Annotated in this window: 22 protein-coding genes; 6 read left to right on the top strand and 16 right to left on the bottom strand. The window is 72.1% G+C overall.

Annotation, left to right across the window (positions count from 1 at the left end; genetic code table 11):
* The first annotated feature begins 80 nt into the window (after nt 1-80).
* Complete coding sequence (locus AB0E02_RS20325; RefSeq protein WP_362141246.1) at nt 81-518, top strand: hypothetical protein; 438 nt, start codon at nt 81-83, stop codon at nt 516-518.
* 100 nt (nt 519-618) lie between these two features.
* On the opposite strand, the gene AB0E02_RS20320 is transcribed toward AB0E02_RS20325, so the two are convergent.
* The gene (locus AB0E02_RS20320; RefSeq protein ID WP_362141244.1) at nt 619-1446 is read right to left on the bottom strand and encodes a maleylpyruvate isomerase family mycothiol-dependent enzyme; all 828 of its coding nucleotides are present in this window, start codon (nt 1444-1446) and stop codon (nt 619-621) included.
* A gap of 42 nt (nt 1447-1488) precedes the next feature.
* Nucleotides 1489-2175 carry a TetR/AcrR family transcriptional regulator gene (locus AB0E02_RS20315; RefSeq protein ID WP_362141242.1) on the bottom strand — a complete coding sequence of 229 codons (687 nt, stop codon included), beginning with the start codon at nt 2173-2175 and terminating at the stop codon, nt 1489-1491.
* Between the two features lie 64 nt (nt 2176-2239).
* On the opposite strand from AB0E02_RS20315, the gene AB0E02_RS20310 reads away from it, so the two are divergent.
* Nucleotides 2240-3583, top strand: coding sequence for an aldehyde dehydrogenase family protein (locus AB0E02_RS20310; protein ID WP_362141240.1), 1344 nt, complete (start codon nt 2240-2242; stop codon nt 3581-3583).
* Nucleotides 3584-3666: 83 nt separating this feature from the next.
* Here the strand turns inward: AB0E02_RS20310 and AB0E02_RS20305 are convergent, their stop codons facing one another.
* The 14 genes from AB0E02_RS20305 to AB0E02_RS20240 all read right to left on the bottom strand — a co-directional run bounded on the left by AB0E02_RS20305 (nt 3667) and on the right by AB0E02_RS20240 (nt 18665).
* Complete coding sequence (locus tag AB0E02_RS20305) at nt 3667-4884, bottom strand: acyltransferase (protein WP_362141238.1); 1218 nt, start codon at nt 4882-4884, stop codon at nt 3667-3669.
* A 107-nt stretch (nt 4885-4991) separates the two neighbouring features.
* On the bottom strand, nt 4992-5708 hold the full coding sequence (locus AB0E02_RS20300) for a TetR/AcrR family transcriptional regulator (protein ID WP_362141236.1): 717 nt from the start codon (nt 5706-5708) through the stop codon (nt 4992-4994).
* A gap of 77 nt (nt 5709-5785) precedes the next feature.
* A complete protein-coding gene (locus AB0E02_RS20295) occupies nt 5786-6817 on the bottom strand; it encodes a TolB-like translocation protein (RefSeq protein WP_362141235.1) in 1032 nt (343 codons plus the stop codon).
* Nucleotides 6814-8208, bottom strand: a complete 1395-nt coding sequence (locus tag AB0E02_RS20290; protein ID WP_362141233.1) for an MFS transporter — start codon at nt 8206-8208, stop codon at nt 6814-6816. Before AB0E02_RS20290 ends, AB0E02_RS20295 begins: the two co-directional genes overlap by 4 nt.
* A gap of 5 nt (nt 8209-8213) precedes the next feature.
* A complete protein-coding gene (locus tag AB0E02_RS20285) occupies nt 8214-9101 on the bottom strand; it encodes an alkaline phosphatase family protein (RefSeq protein ID WP_362141310.1) in 888 nt (295 codons plus the stop codon).
* Between the two features lie 331 nt (nt 9102-9432).
* On the bottom strand, nt 9433-10332 hold the full coding sequence (locus AB0E02_RS20280; protein WP_362141308.1) for an oxidoreductase: 900 nt from the start codon (nt 10330-10332) through the stop codon (nt 9433-9435).
* Between the two features lie 225 nt (nt 10333-10557).
* On the bottom strand, nt 10558-11241 hold the full coding sequence (locus AB0E02_RS20275) for a TetR/AcrR family transcriptional regulator (protein ID WP_362141231.1): 684 nt from the start codon (nt 11239-11241) through the stop codon (nt 10558-10560).
* 47 nt (nt 11242-11288) lie between these two features.
* The gene (locus tag AB0E02_RS20270) at nt 11289-12191 is read right to left on the bottom strand and encodes a 3-hydroxybutyryl-CoA dehydrogenase (RefSeq protein WP_362141229.1); all 903 of its coding nucleotides are present in this window, start codon (nt 12189-12191) and stop codon (nt 11289-11291) included.
* Nucleotides 12192-12308: 117 nt separating this feature from the next.
* A complete protein-coding gene (locus tag AB0E02_RS20265; protein ID WP_362141227.1) occupies nt 12309-13481 on the bottom strand; it encodes an acyl-CoA dehydrogenase in 1173 nt (390 codons plus the stop codon).
* Nucleotides 13482-13515: 34 nt separating this feature from the next.
* Nucleotides 13516-14688, bottom strand: a complete 1173-nt coding sequence (locus AB0E02_RS20260) for an acyl-CoA dehydrogenase family protein (RefSeq protein ID WP_362141225.1) — start codon at nt 14686-14688, stop codon at nt 13516-13518.
* Nucleotides 14689-14708: 20 nt separating this feature from the next.
* Nucleotides 14709-16763, bottom strand: coding sequence for an acetate--CoA ligase family protein (locus AB0E02_RS20255; RefSeq protein WP_362141223.1), 2055 nt, complete (start codon nt 16761-16763; stop codon nt 14709-14711).
* Between the two features lies 1 nt (nt 16764).
* Nucleotides 16765-16956 carry a ferredoxin gene (locus AB0E02_RS20250; protein ID WP_362141221.1) on the bottom strand — a complete coding sequence of 64 codons (192 nt, stop codon included), beginning with the start codon at nt 16954-16956 and terminating at the stop codon, nt 16765-16767.
* Nucleotides 16957-17004: 48 nt separating this feature from the next.
* Nucleotides 17005-18240 (bottom strand): NADH-ubiquinone oxidoreductase-F iron-sulfur binding region domain-containing protein, encoded by a 1236-nt coding sequence (locus AB0E02_RS20245; protein WP_362141219.1) that lies wholly within the window; start codon nt 18238-18240, stop codon nt 17005-17007.
* Nucleotides 18237-18665, bottom strand: a complete 429-nt coding sequence (locus AB0E02_RS20240) for a hypothetical protein (protein WP_362141217.1) — start codon at nt 18663-18665, stop codon at nt 18237-18239. Before AB0E02_RS20240 ends, AB0E02_RS20245 begins: the two co-directional genes overlap by 4 nt.
* A 421-nt stretch (nt 18666-19086) precedes the next feature.
* Here AB0E02_RS20240 and AB0E02_RS20235 point away from each other — a divergent pair, with 421 nt between their 5' ends.
* The 4 genes from AB0E02_RS20235 (at nt 19087) to AB0E02_RS20220 (ending at nt 23357) form a co-directional block, all read left to right on the top strand.
* Entirely contained in the window at nt 19087-20280 is a 1194-nt protein-coding gene (locus AB0E02_RS20235; protein WP_362141215.1) for an aromatic ring-hydroxylating dioxygenase subunit alpha, read from the top strand.
* A 180-nt stretch (nt 20281-20460) separates the two neighbouring features.
* Nucleotides 20461-21585, top strand: a complete 1125-nt coding sequence (locus tag AB0E02_RS20230; protein WP_362141213.1) for a spermidine/putrescine ABC transporter substrate-binding protein — start codon at nt 20461-20463, stop codon at nt 21583-21585.
* 3 nt (nt 21586-21588) lie between these two features.
* A complete protein-coding gene (locus tag AB0E02_RS20225) occupies nt 21589-22479 on the top strand; it encodes an ABC transporter permease (RefSeq protein ID WP_362141211.1) in 891 nt (296 codons plus the stop codon).
* Nucleotides 22476-23357 carry an ABC transporter permease gene (locus AB0E02_RS20220; protein WP_362141209.1) on the top strand — a complete coding sequence of 294 codons (882 nt, stop codon included), beginning with the start codon at nt 22476-22478 and terminating at the stop codon, nt 23355-23357. The genes AB0E02_RS20225 and AB0E02_RS20220 overlap by 4 nt, the downstream gene beginning before the upstream one ends.
* Nucleotides 23358-23361: the final 4 nt, after the last annotated feature.

Here is a 23361-nt window from a genome sequence, read left to right as displayed (position 1 = left end):
GATCGGCCGCCGCCCGGTTGCAGGTCCTGCCGGGGTGAGCGCATGGTGGAAAGGGGAACCCAGCTCCAAGGGGGCCCACGATGACTTTCCTCAGATGCCTGGGAGACATACCGGGCAGCCGCTTCCTGGTCGGCCGCATCGGCGACGGCACCGTGGGCCTCGCGCCCCGTATCGGTCCACCGCTCTCGGGCACGCAGTGGAACGTCCAGACCATTTCCCACGGCCCTGACGTGGTCGTCTTCGAGTGTCTCGGGGAGATGCCCGGGAACCGCTTCCTCGACGGCCGCACCGCCGACGGCACGGTGGGGCTGGCGCCCCACACCAATCCTCCGTTCACCGGCACGCGGTGGCTCGCCACCCGGCTCGAACACGGCGCGATCACCTACAAGTGCCTCGGCACCGTGGAAGGCAATCGCTTCCTCGACGGCCGGACCGGCGACGGCACCGTGGGCCTCGCGCCCAACACCGCTCCCCCGTTCACCGGCACGAGGTGGAGGACCGAGGACTTTCTCGAATGAGTGCCGAGCGAAGGTCCGGGAGGAACGGAGGGCGCCTGCGGCCATGAGGCGCCCTCCGTCCTCCCGTCCGGGGCGACGCAGGGCGGTTCAGAAGGCCGTTTCAGAAGGCCGTGTGGGCGAACCAGCGGTCGAGGGTCGTGGCCTCGCCCGAGACGTCGAAGGCGGGGTCCTGGTACGTACGCCGCCCGTAGAGCAGCAGCAGGAGGTCCGCCGCCGGTCCTCGTACCGTCGCCTGAGGCGCGGATGACGCGGTGTCATCCGGGTCGGCGTCGGCTCCGGCCCGGGGCAGCAGGCGGAAACCGTCCGGGTCCAGCCGCACCCGCCACTCCTCGTCGCCTGCGTCGGCAGGGTCCGCGCACCGGAAGGCGATGATCTCGCCGTCGCCCCGCAACTTCGCCACCTCCGGGGCGAAGAGGCCCGCATACGGCAGATTGACGAGGAATTCGTCCACCCCGTCCGCGGCCAGCGCGGGGTCGAGGTCCGACTCGTGGCCGACGGCGCGCTCCGCGTCCACCCGGTGCACCAGCGTTTCGAAGAGCATCCGGCGGGCCCAGAACCGCGCGTGCTGGTCCTCTCCCCAGGCCCACATGGCCGCTTGGGGGTCCGTGCCACGCAGCACGGTGGCCACGGTGGGCGCCCCCGCGGCCACCCAGCCGGCGTACTCCTCCGCGCGGTCCGGCAGCCCCAGTTCCACGTCACGGCTGCGCGGCGGCTCTTGCACCAGTTGGGTCAGCAGCGCGCAGAACCAGCGCTGCAGCGATCCCACGTGCCGGGCGAGTTCGGCCAGCGTCCAGTCGGGACAGCAGGGCACGGGGGTCGCCGGGTCCGCGCCCCGGACCACCTCGGCGAAGCGCAGGGTCTCCCGCTCGATCGCCTGCCGGTAGGTGTCGTAGGGCAGGGGGTGCCCCGTTCCGTTCGTCGTCTCCATCAGCTGCCGCCTTTCCGTCCACGGCACGGGATGCCGTCGTGGTCAGTGTGGAGGTTGGAGTCCACTCGAAGGCAAATCCTGCTGTGCGCCGAGGGCGCGCAGCAGGAACGGGAGGAGCTCGGCGATCGCGGCCTCACCGGACGACGGCCCGTCCGTGGTGGCCCGGTGCGCCGCATCGGGAGTGAGGAAGAGGCGGCTGACCATCGAGCCGACGACCAGGTCGGCCAGTACGTGGGCGTTCTCCAGGGGCGGGATGTCGCCGCGGTCGACGGCGCGGCGCACGACGGTGGCGGCCCGGTCGCGGACCGGCTCGATGATCGCGGTGTCCAGCACCCGGGCCAGCGCCTCGTTGTGGGCGGACTCGCCGATCAGGACGTGCAGCAGCCGGCCGCCGGGACCCTCCAGCGTCTCGGCCTTGTCCCGGAGCAGGGCGGCCAGGTCGCCTTCGAGACTGCCGGTGTCCGGCTGCGGGCCGAGGTCGCTCGCCCAGCGCACGGCGGTGCCGACGACCAGGTCTTCCTTGGAACGCCAGCGACGGTAGAGGGTCGCGGTGGAGACCCCGGCCCGTTTGGCCACGGCGGCCGTGGTCAGCCCGCCGTAGCCGCTCTCCTGGAGGACCTGGACGGTGGCCTCCAGGAGGGCCCGGTCGCGTGCGGTGTCCCGCGGGCGGCCACGCGCGGGCCCCTGCCCGGCCGCCGCGGTCTGGTTGCTCTCGGTACGTTCGCCCACACCGGGAGTCTACCGACCCACCATTACGAAACGAAAAGTTTTCGTTTCCTGTAGCCTCGGCGGCATGACTTCCCACACCGCCACCCCTGACCTGCACACGGGCGCCCTCGACGCGGCCGCCGTCGTCGACCGGCTCCGCACCACCTTCGCCACCCGCCGCACCGCCGCCACCGACTGGCGGCGCGGCCAGCTCACGGCCCTGCGCACGCTGCTCACCGACCACCGCGACGAGCTCCTCGCCGCGCTCGCCGCCGACCTCGGCAAGGGCCCCGAGGAGGCGTACCGCACCGAGATCGGCTTCACCCTCCACGAGATCGACCACACCCTCGACCGGCTCGACGACTGGCTGGCACCCCGGCCCGCCGCACTGCCCGACCGGCTGCTGCCGGCGACCGCGCAGGTCGTCCGCGAACCGCTCGGTGTCGTCCTGGTGATCGCGCCCTGGAACTACCCGCTGCAGCTCGCGCTCGCCCCGCTCGTCGGCGCCCTCGCCGCGGGCAACTGCGCCGTCGTCAAGCCCAGTGAGCTCGCCCCCGCGACCTCGGCCGCGCTCGCCCGGCTGCTGCCGCGCCACCTGGACGCCGACGCGGTGGCCGTCGTCGAGGGCGCCGTCCCGGAGACCACGGCACTGCTGGCCCAGCGCTTCGACCACATCTTCTACACCGGCAACGGCACCGTCGGCCGGATCGTGATGACCGCCGCCGCCCGGCACCTGACACCGGTCACCCTGGAACTGGGCGGCAAGAGCCCCGTCGTCCTCGACCCCGGTACGGATCTGGCCGCGGCGGCCCGGCGGCTGGTCACCGGCAAGTTCCTCAACGCCGGCCAGACCTGCGTCGCCCCGGACTACGTCCTGGCCGTCGGCGACACCGCCCGGGACATCGAACCGCACCTTGCCGAGGCCGTACGCGAGGCCTACGGAGCCGACCCGGCCACCGCTCCCGAGTACGGACGGATCGTCAACGAGCGCCACTTCGACCGCCTGACCGCCCTCCTCGACAGCGGCCGCACGGTCATCGGCGGCACCCACGACCGCGCCGACCGCTACCTGGCGCCCACCGTCCTCGCCGACGTCTCCCCCGACGCCCCGGTGATGCAGGAGGAGATCTTCGGCCCGATCCTGCCGATCGTGCCGGTGCCCGACCTGGACGCGGCGATCGCCTTCATCAACCACCGGGACAAGCCGCTGGCGCTGTACGCGTTCACCGACTCCGACGCCACCAAGCACCGTCTCCTGACCGAGACCTCCTCCGGCGCGCTCACCTTCGGGCTGCCGGTCGCCCATCTCACCGCGCCCGACCTGCCGTTCGGCGGCGTCGGCGAGAGCGGCATGGGGCGCTACCACGGCGAGTACTCACTGGAGACGTTCAGCCACACCAAGGCAGTCCTGGACAAGCCGCTGAGGTGAGCGGGGCGGTCGACCCGGAAAGGCCCCCGCTCCTGACTTGGGCCAGGAACAGGGGCCACTGCCACCGAAGGACGGTTACGGCGTCACAGCACCCGGTCCGCGCGGGGCAGGGAGCGGACGGCGTAGGCCACGGCCCAGCACAGCGGCAGGGCCAGGGCGGCGACCAGGGCGAACTTCACCGCCGCCGGTGCGTGCAGCCAGCGGAAGGCGTAGCCGAGGCCGACGAGCACGGCCGCATGGGTGAGGTAGACGGCGAAGGCATGACGGGAGAGGAACGTGGCGAACGTGCCCTGCCGCTGGAAACGCTCCCGGAACAGGACGGTCAGTCCCAGGACGACGCCGACCGCGAACGTCGACTCCCACGCGGCCCCGGCCAGCGACTGCCAGCTGCCGTGTCCGTCGAGCGCGCCGTCCCCGGCGGTGAGGACGACGGGCAGATACGCGAGCGTGGCCACGGTGGCGACGCCGAACCCCACCCGCCCCGCGCCCCGGGAGAGGCTCTGCGGCCAGCCACGGCGGTGGGCCAGCACGCCGATGACGAAGAAGCTCGCGTACTGCGGCATGAAGCTGGGGGTGGGCAGGCCGAGGACGGGCAGGTAGCTGCCGTTCGGAACGACGATCCGCCACAGGTACGTCGCGAGGGCCAGCCCGAGGGTGAAGACGACGATGGCGAGCGGCCGCAGCGGCCGCGGGGCCCGCTCGGGCGCGCGCCCGGCCGTGCCGAGCTCCCCGTCGCCCCCCGTGCGGCGGCGCGCCCGCCGGTGCCGCACGAGGGCGTAGACCAGCGAGAACGCCAGCAGCACCTCGACGAACCACATCGGCCCCGCGTCCCAACTCAGCACGTAGTAGAGCCAGTAGGGAAGGTCCTTGCCCTGCTCGGCGAATTCCGCCCGCAGATCGGCGAACCCGCCGAAGCCCACCAGCGGACGTATCAGCAGGAGGAAGGCGAGGAGCGGAATGCCCAGCCGCTTGAGGCGGTCACGGAGGAACGGCCGGGTGCCCTTGCGTTCGTAGGAGGCCGGCGTGAAGAAACCGGCGATCATGAAGAAGAACCCCATGAAGAACGCCTGGTTGAACATGACGAACACATCCAGGAGCAGCCCGGAGCCGTCCTTGGCGGGCTCGGTGTAGTACCAGGCGGGAATGTTGCCGTAGGTGACGGCGGTGTGGTGCAGCACCACCAGTGCCGTCAGCACGATGCGCAGATTGTCGATGTAAAGCAGCCGGGCGGCGGCCTTCGGCCGCCCGGTGGCCGGCTCGGGCCCCACCGCCAGGGCCGGGCGGGCCAGATGGTCCGTCATGAAAGTCCTTCCCGTGCAATGCAGTTCACGGCCGTGTAGGTCACAGCCGTGCAGTTCATGGCTGTGCAGTGGTGTGGGTGTGTGGTGCAGCGCTGTTGGTGTGTCGTTCAGTGCGGTTCGGTGCCGCTGCCGGTCGTGTCCCCTGGTGCTTCCGCCCGGGTGGCGTGCTCGAAGAGGTCGGCGAGTTGGCGGGCATGGGCCGCCAGGTCGTGCTCGGGATGGGCGCTCCAGTACGCGAACATGTGGTCGATCCCGGCCTGGAGGCTGACGGCCATGACGCGCACGTCGAAGTCACGAAGCTCGCCGCTGCGCTGTCCCTCCAGGAAGACCTCCTCCAGTCCGGCGTACAGCGGCTCGCTGGAGGCGACGCCGTAGCGCAGGGTCCCGTCCTCGGTGCGGAAGTTGACGAAGATCTCGCCGAGCGCGGCGAGTTGGGACCGGTGGTCCTGCATGTACGCGGCCACCGACTCCACATAGACCCGCAGCCAGGCCGTTGCCCCGGCCTCCTTCTCCAGCCGGGCCTCGACGAACGCGCCGATCCCCTCGTAGATCTGCTCGACGAGCCGCTCGATCAACTCGGCCTTGCCGGCGAAGTGATACGAGATCACCCCTTTGCTGATCCCCGCCCGCTCGGCGATCTGCGCCAGCGAGGCCTTCGCGAACCCCCGTACCGCGATGGTCTCGACGGCCGCATCCATGATCTGGGCGCGACGCGCCTTCTCGATGAAGGAGCGCTCGGGCTCCTGCGACGTCAGGTCGCCGCCCCCACCCGCCGGGACGGAGGCGGAGCCCGTCTGGCCGCCCGAACTATTTTCTGACCGCATGGCCAAAACCTTAGCCGGGCGACCAACCGCCGTCCAGTCGGGGTCGGTTGAGCGCCCGGCCCGGCCGTGACGGCACGTCAGCGGACCGCGGACGGGGCCTGGGCCGCGGGCATCAGGCGGTGGGGGTGGCCGGTGCCGTCGGAGGGGACGGACCAGGCGTCGGTCTCGAAGTCGCCGGGCAGGGCGTAGGCGACGGTGTGGTCGTCCAGCCAGACGGCCTGGTCGTCGGCGCTGCGCCGCTCGGCCAGCGGGTGCTCGCGCATGCTGTGCAGGTCCAGCACGTACAGGCGCCAGGGCGCGTCCGCCGGAAGGCCCGGCACCCGCTTCTTGAACGCCAGTCGGGTCCCGTCCGGCGACAGCGACGGGCATTCGACGTTGCCGCGGAGGGTGGTCACCGTGCGCCGGGCGATGTCACCGCGCACCAGATAGGCGGTCCCGCGCGTGGCCATGGTGGCGTAGAAGTGCCCGTCGTCGGCGAACGTCACTCCCCAGAAGTTGATGTCCGGGCTCCGGTACGGCTGCCCGTCCTTGCTGACGCGGTAGGACTCCAGGTTGGACTGGAACGTTCCGGTGCGGGTGTCGAGGATCGAGGTGCGGGTGGAGAAGTTGAGCCCGGTGTACGACTCTCCGCTGACGAACACGGTCCACGCCACCGTCCGCCCGCTGGGCGAGACCCGGGTCCGGGTGGGGCTCCCGACCAGGGGGACGTGTCTGCGGGCCCGGAGCCGGGAGTCCAGCACCACGGCTTCGTAGTGGCCGGCCATCGCGCCGGGCACCGCACGCAGACAACTGCCGGTGCCGGCGGCGGTGTAGAAGCGCAGGCAGCGGAGGCCGGATGCGGTGCGTGGACCGGCGGGGGCGGAGGCCGGTACGGACACCAGCTCGTCGCGGTGCGGCCCCCACAGGGTGCTGCGGAAGACCAGCCGGGGCTGCCGCGCGGAGGCCGCTCCGGCCAGTGCCACCCGCCCTGCGGTCACCTGCGGGCCGGTGGTCTGCTGCTGGTCCTTGCGATGTGCCTGGTCGGCGGCCCGCAGCACGGCGCCCACGGCGACGCCGCCGAGTACGAGCACGGCGACGAGCAGGACGACGATGCGGGTACGGGCGTTCATCCGGCGGCCTCCGTCGTGGGCGCGGGGTCGGTCGTGGGCGCGGTGGACGGTGCCGAAGAGGCTTCCTCCGTCGCCGCCATCTCCGTCGCCGCCACCTCCGTCGTCGTACGCAGCGGCCGGAGCAGGGCGCAGACCGCGGCGCTCGCCGCCAGCGCCACCGCGGCGGCGGACAGCGCGGTCCGGTCGCCCCATGCCGTCCAGGCAGCGCCGAAGAGTACGGAGCAGGCGAAGCGGGCCCCGGCCTGTCCGGTCTGGACGAGGGCCAGGCCGCTGGAGCGCAGCTCCGGCGGCGTCACGCCGGCCGCCGCCGCCATCAGCACCCCGTCGGTCGCGGCGTAGAACCCGCCGTGCAGCACGAGCACCGCGGCCACCAGGGGCAACGCCGGCGCGTGGAACGGCGCCAGCACCAGTCCGTACGCGACGAGGAGGCCCAGGTGGCCGGCCAGGAAGGTCCGCCGGCGACCACAGCGGTCGGCGGCCTTCCCCAGCGGGACGGCCAGCAGCAGGAAGGAGCCGGCCGTGACGACCGGCAGCAGCGGGAAGTACTCCTGGGGCAGGTCCAGGCGCCGCTGGAGCAGCAGGTAGAGGAAGGAGTCGGAGACCGTGGCCAGCCCCAGCAGCACCGCGCACAAGGTCAGCCGGCGCAGCTCGGTCCGGCGCAGCAGGCCGACCGCCGCGGCCAGGGAGACCCGTGCGGGAGGCGCCGCGGTGCCGGCCGTCGGTGTGCGGCCCGGCACGAAGAGCAGCAGGACCAGCACACCCGTCACGGCGACGCAGAAGCTCACGGTGAACACGGCGTCGTAGCCCCCGGCCGCCACCCGCAGGATGGCGAAGGCGGTGACCGGCCCCAGCAGGGCTCCGGCGGTGTCCATCGCACGGTGCACCCCGAACGAACGCCCCTGCGTCCGGGGGGAGGAGGCCAACGAGATCATCGCGTCGCGCGGTGCCGTACGCAGCCCCTTGCCCGTGCGGTCGGCGGCGAGCACCAGGCTGATCAGCGGCACGCTGTGGGCCAGCAGCAGCAGCGGTTTGCACAGCGCGGAGAGCCCGTACCCCACAGCGGCAGCGGCCTTGTGCCGCCCACCGCGGTCGGCGAGATGGCCGCCGACCAGCCGGACCAGGGCACTGACGCCGTTGTAGACCCCGTCCAGCAGGCCGAAGCCCAGCGGGGACAGGCCCAGTGCGGCGACCAGGTACAGCGGGAGGACGGCGGTGACCATCTCGGAGGAGATGTCGGTGATGAGGCTGACCGTGCCGAGCACGAACACGGTCCGGGGCACGGCCCGCAGCGCGGTCGCGGCCTTGGTGTGCGGCAGGGCCCTGCCCCGGCCGCCCGGGCGGGTACCCGGGTCGGCCGGAGCAGGGGTGGTGCGGCTGTCTGCTACGTACACGGTGGTCAGTTCCAGATGCCGGTGATGTCGGAGGCGGAGGCGGCGTTGCCGGCGTGCGTGGTCAGACCGGCCAGGTCCTCGACGGTCCGCAGGACGTTGTAGTGGTTGTACGTCGCGGAGGACGAGCTGCCCGGGGTGACGTGCGCTCCGTACAGCACCGTGGCGACGTGGTTGTTGTGGGCCCGGTCGTCCTCGTCGAAGGTGACCAGGAGCAGGCTGTTGTTGTTCTTGGCCCACTGGGCGTAGGCGTCGAGGTTGTTCTTCAGCCAGTTGTCGCCGGTGGTGATCGAGCAGTCGTGCATGTCGTTGCACAGGTTCGGCACGACGTACGAGACCTTCGGCAGCGTGCTGTAGTTCGTCGGGAACTGGCTGAAGGTGTGGGCGGTGTTCAGCGGCACGTTGTTGAACGCGAACCACGGGTTGTGCTTGCGGGCGTATTTGGTGGCGCTGTTGGTGCACGTGGTGGAGCCCTCGGAGGGCAGGCCCTCGTTGTAGCTGCCCCAGGACTTGCCGGCGGCTGTCAGCTCCGAGCCGAGGTTGGCGGCGCCGGAGAACTGCGGGGTGTAGCAGCTGTCATCGGTGACGCCCTGCGTGGCGCCCGAGAACAGGTCCAGGTAGTTGGGCTGGCTGGGGTGGGTCAGTGCGAAGGAGTTGGTGAGGTTGGCACCGCCGGCCTTGAGCGTGTTGTTCAGATACGGAGCGCTCGAACTGCCGATGACCTGCTCGTAGGCGTGGTTCTCGAACACCACGACCACGACGTGGTCGGGCGTCGGCAGCGCCGCGGCCTGCGCGACACCGGGGGCGCTGCCCCACAGCCCGAGCGAGGCGGCCACGAGGCCGGTGGCACCGAAGAGCGAGACGGACCGGCGGGGTCGTCGGATGCGGGAGAGCATGGACAGGGACACAGCGGACCTCCGAGAAAGAGCCGTGCACGGTGCGGGGAGTGGCGTTTCTCGTGTGAAGCGAGGCAACCGTAGGAGGGCCGTCGTGAAGTTGTCAGAACTTCAAAAGTGAAGCGGAACCGAACAGTTGAAGACCGGACCCGGCTACCGGCGCGTACCTCACCCGGCGTTCACGGGGGGCGCGGACGACGACGAGTACGGCATTCCGGGTGGAAGCGGAACGCCCATGGGCGTTCGCCCCGGAGCCCTCGACCGCGTTCGGAACGGGGAAAAGGCGGGGCCGGGGCCGGAACGGGATCACGCACGGTGCCCGTGGCCGGCCTCAGGGGGCGGCACGGCCGATCGCATCGAGGAGCCGGCAGTCGTCCTCCGTCAGCCGCAGTGCGCCGGCCGCCACATTGTCGACCAGGTGATCCGGGTTTCCCGTCCCCGGGATGGCCAGCACATGGGTGCCCTGCTTCAGGGTCCAGGCCAGCCGTACCTGTGCCGGTGAGGCACCGTGTGTGCGGGCGACGGCGCGGACCTCGTCGTGCTCGGCACGCACGGCTCCCGCCTCGCGTCCCTCCCCGGCGAGGGAGAAGAAGGGCACGAACGCGATGCCGCGTGCGGCGCATTCCCGCAGCATCCGCGTGCCGTGGGGCGCGTCGAGGCCGAAGCGGTTCTGGACACACACCACCGGGGCGATCGTCAGGGCTTCGGCGAGGTGCTCCGGGCGGGCGTTGGAGATGCCCAGGTGGCGGATGAGGCCGGCGGTCCGCAGCTCGGCGAGGGCACCGAAATGCTCGCTGAGGGAGTCCTGGCCCATGAGGCGCAGATTGACCACGTCGAGGTGGTCGCGGCCGAGTTGGCGCAGGTTCTCCTCGACCTGGCCGCGCAGCTGGTCGGGCCGCGCGGGGGCGATCCACTCACCGGAAGCGTCCCTGGCCGGGCCGACCTTGGTGGCGATGACGAGGTCGTCCGGGTACGGCGCCAACGCCGAGTTGATCAGTTCGTTGGCGGAGCGCAGCCGGGAGAAGTAGAACGCCGCGGTGTCGATGTGGTTCACGCCGAGCTCGACCGCGCGCCGCAGCACCGCGGTCGCCTGGGCGCGGTCGCTGGGGACGCCCTCGTGGAAGGCGGCGCTGCCGGTCAGACGCATGGCGCCCAGGCCGAGCCGGTTGATCTCACGATCACCGAGCAGCCAGGTGCCGGCGGCCGCCGCGGAGACCGTGTCCGTTGTCAACTTTCCCATCCGCTCCATCCACTCCGTCCAATCGCCCTGCCCCATCACAGTTGAGGGCCAGGCGGTCCTGGAGTATGCGCCGGTGGCGGGGATGCCGGGAAGGCGCGGAGCGGCGGAGGAATGTCACAGCTCATCCGGGAACCGGGACAGGTCACGAGGAGTTCTCCAAGAGAGAAGTTGAGCGCTTCCTCCCGGCTTCGCGGGCGGTCTTGCGCCCCCGGGTGCTCAGTCCGTCGGCATGCTGTCCGGCAGGCCGAGCGCCGCGGAGACCTGGCGCCAGATGGACGTGAGTGCCGTGTCCAGGGTGACCGTAGGGTCGCGCAGCATGAGGCGGATGCCGTAGCCGTCGCTCAGGGAGAGGACGAGCGTGCTGAGGGCGTCCACGTCGGTCGGGGTGAACTCCTCGGAGGCGATGCCGCGGCGGATCGCGTCGGCGACCCAGGTGTGCGTTTGTGCGTACAGGTCCACGGCGAAGGCGCGGGTGGTCCCGTCGCGCAGGGCGCGCACCCACAGTTCCTGCCACAGCCGCCAGTCCTGGTGGAGTTGGGGGTCGGTCGGCAGGAGGTTGCGCAGGATGCGGGCGAGCACGACCGCCGCCGGAGCCGTCCCCGCGTCGCGTTCGACGTCGACGGCGGTGGTGGCGAAGGAGTGGGTCATCGCCTCGGTGAAGAGCTTCTCGCGGGTGTCGAAGTGGTAGTGCAGCAGCGCCGTCGACACACCGGCCCGCTCGGCGACCATCCGCATCCGGATCTTCTCGGAGCCGATGTCGGCGATGACCTCGCACGCCGCGGCCAGGATGCGCTCGCGCGTGTCCGCCGTACGCGCTCGGGTGGAGACCCTGAGGTCGTTGGGCACCCTGAGGTGGGTGGACGCCTGTCGGTCGCCGGACACCCTCCGGTCGCTGGACACCCTGCGCCTCCCCTCGTTCGGTGGGCGTACGCCATGGCCGTCCTCCCTCACCGCTGACTCGCCGGTGCCGCCCTCTCGCGCTCCGGTTGGCTGTCGTACGTGTGGAAGCCCTGCCCGGACTTCCGCCCCAGCAGGCCGGCCTCCACCATCCGGGACAACAGGGGCGGCGGCGAGTACTGCGGCTCGCGGAACTCCGCGTACAGCGACTCGGCGATCGCCCGTGTGGTGTCCAGGCCGATCAGGTCCGCCAGGGCCAGCGGACCGAGCGGGTGCGCACAGCCGAGGACCATGCCGCGGTCGACGTCCTCGACGGTCGCGCTGCCCGTCTCCACCATGCGGATCGCGGCCAGCAGGTACGGGACGAGCAGCGCGTTGACGACGAACCCGGCCTTGTCCCGGGTGCGGACCACCTCCTTGCCGAGGGTCCGGGTCACGAAGTCCTCGGCCCGTGCCGTGGTGCTGGGCGAGGTGAGCAGCGACGGGACGAGTTCGACGAGCCGCAGGACCGGTACGGGGTTGAAGAAGTGCAGGCCGATGACGCGGTCGGGGCGGCCGGTGGCGGCGGCGAGCCGGATGACCGGGATGGCTGAGGTGTTGGTGGCGAGGAGGGTGTGGTCCTGGGTGATCAGCGCGTCGAGGCGGGTGAACACCTCGACCTTCAGGCGCTGGTCCTCCGCCACCGCCTCGATCACCAGGTCGTGGTCGTGCAGGGCCTCCAGCTGGTCGACCACGGTGATCAGGGCCGCGGCGGCCTCGCGCCGCTCGGCGCCGAGCTTGCCGTGGGCGGCGGCGCGGTCGAGCGAGCGGGTGAGGCGCAGCAGGCCCGCGCGGGCCGCCTCCGCGTCGCGTTCCACCACCGTGACCGGCACGCCGGCGCGTGCGCAGACCTCGGCGATCCCGGCGCCCATCAGGCCGCAGCCGACGACCCCTACCCGCTTGATGTCGGTCATCCGTCTTCCTTCCTCTCCGATCCGGAGCGAACCGTCCGGTTCCGGGCGGTGCCGGCTACGGCCGGCCGGGGCGCGTGGTGACCCCGGCCGCCGGGTGTCGCCGGGTGTCGCCGGGTGTCATGCGACGGGCAGGTCCAGGACCCCCGAACCGCGCCGGATGAGCTCGTTGGCGATGATCAGCCGCTGGATCTCGGAGGTGCCCTCCCAGATCCGGTCCACGCGCAGCTCGCGGTAGAGCCGCTCGACGGCGTACGCCCGGTCGTAGCCGCGGCCGCCGTGGATCTGCAGGCACCGGTCGATCACCCGGCCCGAGGCCTCGCTCGCCGAGAGCTTGGCGATGGCCGCCTTGGCGTGCAGCGTCTTGCGGTCCTCGGCCGGGGCCCGGTCGATCTCCCAGGCGACCTGGTGGGTGTAGGCCCGGTTGACGGCGATGTCCACGGCGCAGTCGGCCAACATGCCCTGGATCAGCTGGTACGAGGAGATCGGCGCGCCGAACTGCTCGCGCTCCACGGCCCAGTCGCGGGACAGCTCAAGGGCCCGTTCCGCCGCGCCGGTCGTACGGGCGGCGATCATCAGCCGCTCCTCCGTGAACCACGAGCGGGTGATGTCGTAGCCCTCCCCGATGCCGCCGAGCACGGCATCCGCGCCGACCTGGACATCGGTGAAGGTGAATTCGGGGTGCTCGTAGACGAAGGTGTGCATGAAGCGCGGGACGCGGGTCATCTCGATGCCGGGGGTGTCCTTGTCGATGAGGAACAGCGTCGGCGCCCGGTCAGGTCCGGCCGCGGCCAGCACGATCAGGAAGTCGGCGTGGTCGCCGACCGTCACGAACCACTTCTCGCCGTTGAGCACCCAGCCGTGGTCGTTCTTCGTGGCCGTGGTGGCGAGGTTCTGCGGGTCGGATCCCGCGCCGGGCTCGGTGACGGCATAGCAGTCGCGCCGTTCGCCCTTGATGACCGGGACGAGGAAGCGCTCGCGCTGCTCGGGGGTGCAGAAGCGCAGGGCGTTGGCGGGGCGCCACACCATGTCCCACAGGGCACCGGTGAGGCGTCCCAACTCCTCCTGAACGGTGACCTGTTCGGCGATGGTGAGGCCGGCGCCGCCCCATTCGGCCGGCATGTTGACGGCCTGGAGTCCGGCGTCGAGCACCGCGTCGCGGATCATGGCGTGGGCGTTCGCCGGCAGGCCGTTGTTCTCCTCGCACTGCAGCTCGTAGGTGGCGATGAAGTCGGTGAGGTCGTGCGCGGTGGCCTTGAGCTGTGCCTGGCGCGGGGTGAGGCGGAAGTCCATGGAAGTCCTCGCTGTGCGGTGTGGGAGGGAGGGGTCAGTGGGTGGGCAGGGCCAGGGCGCGGGTGCCGCGTTTGATCAGCTCGTTGGCGATGATCAGCCGCTGGATCTCGGAGGTGCCCTCCCAGATCCGGTCCACGCGCAGCTCGCGGTACATGCGCTCGACGGGGTAGCCGCGGTCGTAGCCGCGGCCGCCGAAGATCTGCAGACAGCGGTCGGCGACCCGGCCGGCGGCCTCGCTGGCGGCGAGCTTGGCGGTGGCGGCCTTGGCGTGCAGCGTCTTGCGGTCGGTATGCGGCTGGTCGGCCTCCCAGGCGACCTGGTGGGTGTAGGCCCGGTTGACGGCGATGTCCACGGCGCAGTCGGCCAACATGCCCTGGATCAGCTGGTAGGAGGCGATCGGGGCGCCGAACTGCTCGCGCTCGACGGCCCAGTCACGGGCGAGCTGCAGGGCGCGTTCGGCCGCGCCGACCGTACGGGCCGCGATCATCAGGCGTTCGTCGGTGAACCATTCCTTGGTCAGTTCGTAGCCGTTGCCGACGCCGCCGAGCACGTCCTCGTCGGCCACGAAGACCTCGGAGAAGGTGAATTCGGGGTGCCCGTTGACCGCGGAGTGCATGAAGCGGGGCACCCGGGTCATCTCGACCCCGGGCGCGGCCTTGTCCACGAAGAACAGCGTGGGCAGCCGCTCGGCGCCGGCATCCGCCTGCACCAGCAGGAAGTCGGCGATGTCGCCGCAGGTGACGAACCACTTCTCGCCGTTGAGCAGCCAGCCGCCCTCGGTGCGCGTCGCGGTGGAGGTGCCGGAGGACGGGTCCGAGCCCGCGCCCGGCTCGGTGACGGCGAACGCGTCGAACTTCTCCGCGCGGATGACGGGCAGCAGGTACTTCTCGCGCTGCCGCTCATCCCCCTGGGCCAGGACATTGGCCGGCCGCCAGGGGATGTCCCACAGGCAGTTGGTGACCTTGCCGAACTCCTCCTCCACGATGACCTGGTCCAGCAGGCTGAGGCCGGCGCCGCCCCACTCGGCGGGCATGTTGATGGCGTAGACACCGGCGTCCATGGCCGCCCGGGTCAGTTCGGTGACGAGCTGCTGCGGCAGGGGTCCGCCGGCCTGCTCGGACTGGTCCTCGTACCGCATCAGCAGGCGGGCGTACCCGGCGGCGCGGCGCTTGAGGTCGGCCTGTTCGGGGGTGTAGCGCATGTCCATGGGGGCCTCTTCCAGTGGGGTCAGGCGAGTACGGCGCGGGAGTCGAGGGCGAGGGCTCCGTCGGGGCGTACGAGGAGGGGGTTGACCTCGATCTCGGCGATTTCGGGGTGGGCGGCGGCGAATGCGGTGATCGTCCCGATGGCTTCCGCGGCGGCGGCGACATCGACGGGCGGGCGGCCGCGCACGCCGTCGAGCAGGGCGGCGGTGCGCAGTCCGCGCAGCAGCTCCAGGGCCCGGTCGGCGGGTACCGGGGCCAGGGTGAAGGCGACGTCGTGCAGTGCCTCGGCCAGTACTCCCCCGAGGCCCACCATGGCGACCGGGCCGAAACGCGGGTCCCGGTTGACGCCGACGATCAGCTCGATGCCGTCGGTGAGGTCCGCCATCGCCTCGACGGAGTAGGCAAAGGCGCCGAGCCGGGCGTGCATCTCGCGGAAGGCGGCGAGCAGTTCGTCGGGCCCGGCCAGGTCGAGTGCCACCCCGCCCGCGTCGGACTTGTGCAGCAGGTGGAGGGCCTTGAGGACGTACGGACCGGCGAACTCGGCCGTTGCGGCGCGCAGTTCGGCCTCGTCGTGGATCTCCCGGGCGGCGGGGAAGGCGAGTCCGGCCGCTTCGAGGGCCCTGCGGGTCTCCAGGTAGCCGCTCTCGCGCAGGGGCGAGGCGGGCGGCGGGAGGGGGGTGACACCGGTGCGCAGTGCGCGGGGTGTCGTGGTGGCGAGGGCGCGGGCGGCGTCCTCGGTGGCGGCGAAGACCGGGATGCCGGCCGCGGCGAGGGTGCGGCAGCTGGGGGACTCGGGGTACATCGACTGGACGACGAGGGGTTTGGCGGTGGCGCGGTGGCGGGCGGCGATGAGGCGGGCGGCCTCCTGTTCCCCGTCCGCGAGCACCGTCCCGCCTCCGCCGAGCCCGCTGCCGGCGTCCGCGTAGCCGCCGAAGTAGCCGGTCATCAGGACGGCGTCGACCTCCTCGGCCGCCAGCAGCGCGGCGACGGTCGCCGCGTACGAGCCGGGGTCCTGTTCGCCCATCCCGGCGAGGTCCACCGGGTTGGCGACGGCCGACTGTTCCCACAGGACCTCGCGCAGCCGTTGCCGCGTCGGCTCCGCCAGTTCGGGCACGGCCGGCCCGGCCGCCTCGACGGCGTCGGCGGCGATGACGCCGTGCCCGCCGCCGTCCGTGAGCACCGCGACCCGGCGGCCGGCCGCTCGCCGTCCACCGCTCAACCCGGCCAGGACGACGGCGAGTTCACGGGGCGTGGCGACCAGTTCCACGCCCGCGTCGCGGCATGCCGCGGTCACCACGTCGGCCGAGGTGGTCAGCGCGCCGGTGTGTGACTGGGCGCTGCGCGCGGCGGCGTCGCCGCGGCCGGCGGTGAGCAGCACCACGGGCTTCCCGGCGTCGGCGGCCGCCTCGGCGAAGGCACGTCCGTCGCCGAAGTCCTCGGCGTAGACCGCGATGGCCCGGGTCCCCTCGTGGCGGGCGCAGTCGGCCAGCAGGTCGACGAGGGTGACGTCGGCCTGGTTGCCGAGCGAGACGAAGCGGGAGAAGCCGAGGCCGTGCGGGGCGAGGCGGAGCTGGAGTTCCAGGGCGAGATTGCCGCTCTGGCTGAGGAGTGCCACGCCGCCGGGGGTGAAGGTGTCGGAGGCCAGGAAGAGGTCGGTGGTGTTGTCGGCGATCCCCAGGCAGTTGGGCCCGACCATCACGGCACCCGCGGCGCGTACGCGTTCGGCGACGGCCTGCTGGCGGGCCCGGCCCGCGTCACCGGTCTCCGCGAAGCCGGCGGTGATCGCGACGATCGCCCGGGCCCCGCACCGCAGGGCCTCGTCGACGGCTTCCTCGAAGCCGGCGGCGGGCACGGAGACCACGGCCAGGTCGACGGACTCGCCGATCGCGCTCAGGCTGGGGGCGGCGGGACGGCCGAGCACCGTGCCGCCACGGCGGTTGACCAGGTGGACGGGGCGGCGGCCGTTCGCGCGGACGGCCTGCGCGGCGATGGCGTGGCCGTACTTGGCCGGGTCGTCGCTGGCTCCGACGACGGCGACGGAGACGGGGTCGAAGAGTGCCGACAGGTCACGTCCCATGTCACTTCCCCAGCCGCAGCGCGGAGTTGGGGCAGGCGGCGACGGCGGCAGCGGCGGCTTCCGCGCCGTCGACCGGCACGTCGGCGGCACGCACCTGGGCATAGCCCCAGTCGTCGAGGGCGATCAGTTCGGGCGCGGGTTCCTGGCAGAGGCCGTAGCCCTGGCAGCGGGTGGAGTCCAGCAGGAGTTTCATGGCGGTCCTTTCCGTGCGGCGGTTCGGTCGGTGAGGTGCGGCGGGGGCTCAGGGCACCGGCACCGTGAAGCGGCGTCCGTCGCAGGGTGCGGGGTCCGCGCACGCCGGGCAGGCGGAACCGCGATGGGCGTCGACCCGGTCGGGGAAGTGGGTGAGGAGGGTGGCGGCGAGGTGGGCGGCGGCATCGAGCAGCCCGCAGGCCCCACGGCCGGGGAGCTGCCGCGACCAGCGGCGCAGCGTCTCGGCCGTGCCGTCGCTCGCCTCCCCGCGGGCGACGGCACCGAGGGTTGTGGCCAGTGCCCCGGTGCCCGAGACGCACACCCCGCACTGCCGGGCGCTCTGTGCCGCGAGGTATGCGGTGGCCTCGGCGGCCACGGCGACCGGGCAGTCCTCCGGGCGCAGGAAGTACAACGCCCCGCAGCCGAGCGCGCCGCCGGCCGCGCTCAGGCCGTCATGATCGAGTGGCAGGTCCCGCCAGCCCGCGCCGTGGAGCCCGCCGAACAGTCCACCCAGCAGGACCGCCCCGGCCCTGCCGTGCCCGGCCAGGTCGGCGAGGACCGTCAGGTGCGTACCGGCGGTCACCTCGACCAGCGCGGCCGCACCACCGGCACCCGAGAGCGTCACCAGATGAGCGCCCGCGACCAGGTCCGCGTCGTCCGGGCGCGCGTGCAGCGCGGCGATCCGGGCCAGGGTCTCCACGTTGGCGACCAGGGTGGGCGCGCCGCCGACACCGCTTTCGTACGGTCGCGGCGGTTTCGCCGTGGGCAGCGCGGGCCCGCCGTCGATCCGCCGTACGACCGCGGTCTCCTCCCCCGCCACGTAGGTGTGCTCCGCCCGTACGACGTCGACGGGCAGGTCCAAGGGCCGCTCGGCGAGCGCCTGCCGGACGGCCTGCTCGGCCGGGGCGTCGGAGAGGTACACATGGCCGCGCGCGGCACCGGTGAGGGCCGCGGCCAGCCGCAGCCCGTCGAGGACCAGGTGCGGCCGGTGCCGCAGCAGCCAGCGGTCCTTCACGGAACCCGGCTCGCCCTCCTCTCCGTTGGCGACGACGACGGGCGGGCCGGCCGCGTCGCGGACGGTGCGCAGCTTGACCGCGGCGGGGAATCCGGCACCGCCGCGGCCGCGGAGTCCCACGGCGGCGATCCGGTCGAGCAGCCGGCCGGGCGCGGGCAACGGCGCGTAGCCGCCCGCGGCGAGGTGGCGGGAGAGGTCCGCACCGCCGTCGAACGGCGGGCCGAGGAGGCCGTGCCGCCCGTCGGGCAGGAGGGAGAACACGCCGGTCATACGGTGCTCCTCGGTGCGAAGTGGCCGGCGGGTGCGGGTCCGCGGCAGGACCTCAGTCGCGCCAAGGCCCGTTCCAGCGCCCGCCGTTGGGCGGCCGTGCGTGCGTAGCCGGCCCCGGGCAGGCCGATCAGCATGCGGTGGTGGTCGAGGACGACCTCGCCGGCCACCAGGGCCGGCCGCGGGTCGGCGGGTGCTGCTCCCGCGGCGGCCTCGACGACGAGGGCGGTGACTTCGCCGAGATAGCGCAGCCAGCCGCGTTGGGTGCCGCGCAGCACCAGCCGCTCGACGCGGTGCCGTTCCGCGGCCACGAGGGCCGACGGCGGGCGGCCGTCCGCCGGGGCACGCAGGGCGGCCACCGCGGTGGGCAGTTCCTGTTCGGGCTCGGGCGTCAGGCCGAGCCAGACCAGATGTCGGCGAGCGCTCATGCGTGCCTCCGAGGGCGCACGGCCTGCGGGTGTCCGCAGACGGGGTGGCGCGGCAAGGGCGGGGACGGAAGGTGTCCGGATCGGTGCGGAGGTCCGGACCCGGCCCTCCGCCTGCCGGACCGGGGGCGTCCGGATCCGGACGCCCGAGGCGCGGACAGTGTCCGCGGGCGGCTTTACGGAATGCGCCTGGGCGACCACGTACAGTCCCGGGCCATCCGCCTGCTCCGAGACTAACTAACCAATTAGTCAGTCCACAAGACTTGACGTGTCGCCCCGACAGTCGCACTCTGACTAACCAATCAGTCAGTCGGATTCCGGCAGGTCGGCGGCCCGATAGCCACCGAAGCCGCGGTCTGCCGCGCGTTCACCCACGCCGCCTCACCGCCCATCGCCGCCCCCGCGCGGCGCGGAGGAGGACCCCATGCACACCCCGATGCACACCTCGACCACCCGGTCAGCCACCCACTCCCCTGCCCCGCCGGTACCGCCCCCCGAGACCGAGCACCCCGGGGAAGCACTGTCCGCCCGCTACTACACCGATCCGGCCGTCGCCGAGGCCGAGACCGAGCGCATATTCGCCAGGTCCTGGCAGCTCGTCTGCCACGAATCCGACCTCCCCGGCCCCGGCGCCCGCCTGACCGCCACCGCCGCCGGCCGGGAGGTACTGGTCGTCCGTACCGAGGACGGCGGGCTCGCGGCCCACCTCAACGTCTGCCGGCACCGCGGAACCCGCCTGGTCAGCGCCCCCGAACCGGCGGGCAAGGCGATCCGCTGCCCGTACCACGGCTGGACCTACAAGCTGGACGGGCGGCTCGTCGGCGCCCCCGAGGCGCGCCGGATCCCCTGCCTGGACAAGCCCCGGCTCGGGCTGCACCCGGTCAAGGCGGAGTCCTTCCTCGGCTTCGTCTTCGTCAACCTCGACCTCGACGCCGTCCCGCTCGCCGAGAGCTGCGCCGGGCTCGCCGAGGCCGTCGGCCGCTACGCCGGGCCGGGTCTCGTGCCCGTCGGCAAGCACCGCATCCACGACCTGGCGGGCGGCGAGGAGCAGAACGCCAACTGGAAGGTGATCGTCGACAACTATCTGGAGGGCTACCACGTCCCCGTCGCCCACCCGGCGCTGATGCGGCTGCTGGACTACCAGGCGTACACCGTGGACGTGCAGGAGGACTACGTCCTGTTCGAGTCACCGCTGCGCGACAAGCCCTCCTCGAACTGGACCGAGCGGCTCTACCAGCGGCTGGCGGCCCCGATGCCGGGGCTGACCGAGGACGACCGGCGGGTGTGGCGGTACGCCGTGATCTATCCCAACACGCTCATCGACTTCTACCCTGACCACGTGCTCGCGTGGACCGCCCTGCCCACCGCCCAGGACCGGGCGGCGATCCCCGGCGCCTTCTACACCCGGCACGGCGAGAGCCTGCGCACCCGGCTGGCCCGGCGGCTGAACATCCACATCGGCTGGGTCACCAACGACGAGGACGCCGAGCTGGTGGAGCGGGTGCAGGCCGGTCTGACGACGCCCGGTTTCGAGCCCGGGCCGCTCTCCGGCCGGGAGGCCGCCGTCGGCTGGTTCGCCCGCCGGGTCCGGGACGACCTGGAAGCGGACGCGCGGTGACGCCGGCCGGACCACAGCCGCAGCCGGTGTTCCTCCCGCCGGGCTTACCCCTCCCCCGCTGACCCACGCACCCGCGCACCCTCCCCAGACCGGTCTTCACTGCGGAATCAGGGCCTGAAGTGAGCCGACCAGCCGGTCCCGCCCTGGACTTGTGCCGTTCCTCGACGGAGAGGACGCTCCATGTCCCCCGAGGTACCCCCGCCGTCCCGACGCACCGTGCTGCGGGCGGCCGCCTGCGGCCTGCTGGGCGCCGCGGCCGGCGGCTGTGGGTTCATGCCCGCGAAAACCCCCGACGCCAAGGCCCTCGCGCCGGTCCGGCCGCGCGTCGACGGCGATCTCGTCTACTTCAACTGGGCCGACTTCGTCGACCCGTCCGTGTTCAAGGGCTTCGAGAAGGAGTACGGCGTCCAGGTCGTCCAGTCGAACTTCGACTCGATGGAAGGCATGGTCGCCAAGCTCAACGCCGGCAACCGCTACGACATCATCTTCCCCACCGCCAAATGGGCCCAGCGCCTGGTCCGCGGCGGCCGGCTGCGCCGCATCGACCACTCCCGACTCGACCGCGCGGACGCCGTGTTCGGCAGGTACGGCTATTTCGCCGACCCCTGGTACGACCCCGGTTCCGCGCACACCGTCCCGTTCACGGCGTACAAGACCGGCATCGGCTGGCGCCGCGACAAGATCGGCGAACTGAGCGGCTCCTGGAAGGACCTGTGGAGCGACCGGGTCCGGGGCAAGGTCTTCCTGCTCGACGACCGTGACGAGGTGCTCGGGATGGGCGCCCTCGAACTCGGTCTGGGCGTCAGCACCGGCGGGACCGGCGACCTCGACCGCATCACCTCCCTGCTGAGCACCCTGCGCCCGCGCCTGCGCGGCTTCTCCAGCGACAGCTACAACAACCTCCTCAACGGCAACGCGCTGATGACCCAGGCATGGAGCGGCGACATGGCCGCCATGCTCCAGCAGGCCAAGGACCCGTCCGTGTTCGGCTTCCAGGCCCCCAAAGAGGGCACGCCGATCAACTCCGACTGCTACGCCATCCCCTGGAACGCCCCGCACCCCGGCACCGCGATGCTCTTCATCGACTACATGCTGCGGCCGGAGAACGTGAAGAAGAACATCGAGTACATCGGCTACCCGATGCCGGTGGCCGGCTCCGAGAAGACCTACGCCGACCTGGTCAAACCCTTCCCCGAGTGTCTGGTCACCGAGGACGACCTGAAGGCGGACCTGTTCTTCCGCAACGGCAGCCGTGCGGCGGAGGACGCCCGCGACACCGCCTGGACCCATGTGAAGGCGGGCTGATCCATGGCACTGCTCCGACAGTCCTCGCGCAGCCGCCGGGACGCCGGCGGGAACCGGATGTGGGTCTGGTTGATGCTGCCCGGCACCCTCTGGATGACCGGATTCCTGATCGCCTCCCTGGTGCTCGTCGCCGTTCTCGCGGTCGGCACCACCGACGAACTCGGCAACCCGCGCTTCGGCTTCGACCTCGCCGGCATCCGCGCCCTCGCCGACCCCGCCTACACCGAGGTGCTGGCCCGCTCCCTCGGCTACGCCCTGCTGACCTGCGTCATCTGCCTGCTGATCGCCTACCCGGTGGCCTACACCCTCGCGCGGTACGGCGGCCGGTACAAGAACGCGCTGATCGCCGCGATCGTGGTGCCGTTCTTCGCCAACTACCTGGTGCGGATGTACGGCTGGTCGGTGGTGCTCTCCGACGACGGGCCCGTCCTGCGCGCCCTGCGCGCGGTGGGACTGGCCGACGGGAGCACGAAGATCCTCAACTCCGGCGTCGGCGTGGTCGCGGGACTGGTCTACGGCTTCGTCGTCTTCATGATCATCCCGCTCTACGCGGCCCTGGAGCGCCTCGACGTCTCGCTCATCGAAGCCGGCCGCGACCTGTACGGCGGCCCGGTCCGCACCTTCTTGTTCGTCACCCTGCCCGCCACCCGGCAGGGCGCGGCGGCCGGCCTCGTACTGGTCTTCCTGCCCGCCATGGGCGACTTCGTCAGCGCACAGCTCATGGGAGGCCCGGACCAGATCATGATCGGAAACCTCATCCAGGACAAGTTCTTCCAGGGCCAGAACTGGCCGCTGGGCTCCGCGCTCACCATGCTGCTGATGCTGGTCCTGCTGATCGGGATGTTCGGCTATCTGCGCCGCACCCGCAAGGACGAGGCGGAGGCCCGCCGATGACCCTGCTGCGTACGCCCTCCGCCACCGCCCCGGCCCGCCCGGCCGCCCGGGCCCGGGCACGGCGCGGCCGCACCGAGCGCAGGCCGCGGATCCTCCTCGCCGTCACCGGGCTGTTCTTCGCGCTGCTCTATCTGCCCATCGCCGTCGTGGCGCTCTTCTCCTTCAACACCAAGAAGTCCCTGACCGTCTTCGGCGGGTTCAGCCTGCGCTGGTACCACGCGTTCGTCCACGACGACGTCCTCCTCTCGTCGCTCGGCGCCAGCCTGCGGATCTCCCTGGTGGCGATGGCCGGTTCGGTCGTCCTCGGCGTCGCGCTCGCGCTCGGCCTGGTCCGCTGCCGCACCCGGCTCGGCTCGCTGGCCGGCCTGGTCATGCTGGTGCCGCTGATCACGCCGGAGATCGTCACCGGCGTCGCGTCGATGCTGCTGTTCAAGGGCCTGGGCGTGGCCCTTTCCACCGGCACGGTGATGCTCGCCGAGATCACCTTCTCGATCTCCTACGTCACGGTCATCCTGCGCTCCCGGGTCGCCGCGCTGAACCCGGAGGTCGAGGAGGCCGCCATGGACCTCGGCGCCACCCGCTGGCAGGCGGTCCGCCTGGTGACCCTGCCGGCCCTGCTGCCCGCCGTGCTCGCCTCCGCCGTGCTGATCTTCGCGCTGGTCTTCGACGACTTCGTCCTCGCCTACTTCACCACCGGCGTCGACCCGCAGCCGCTGTCGGTACGGATCTACTCGGCGATCCGCTTCGGCGTGCAGCCCACCATCAACGCCGTCGGCACCCTGATGCTCGTCGGCTCCATCTGCCTGATCGCCCTGGCGCTGTTCATCCCGCGCCTCTTCGGCCGCCGCGGCGGCCTCGACATCCTCTCCGGAGAGTGACTCC

This window comes from Streptomyces sp. NPDC048196, from assembly GCF_040652715.1.
Classification (GTDB): domain Bacteria; phylum Actinomycetota; class Actinomycetes; order Streptomycetales; family Streptomycetaceae; genus Streptomyces; species Streptomyces siderophoricus.
This window is presented reverse-complemented; position numbering and strand designations above follow the sequence as displayed.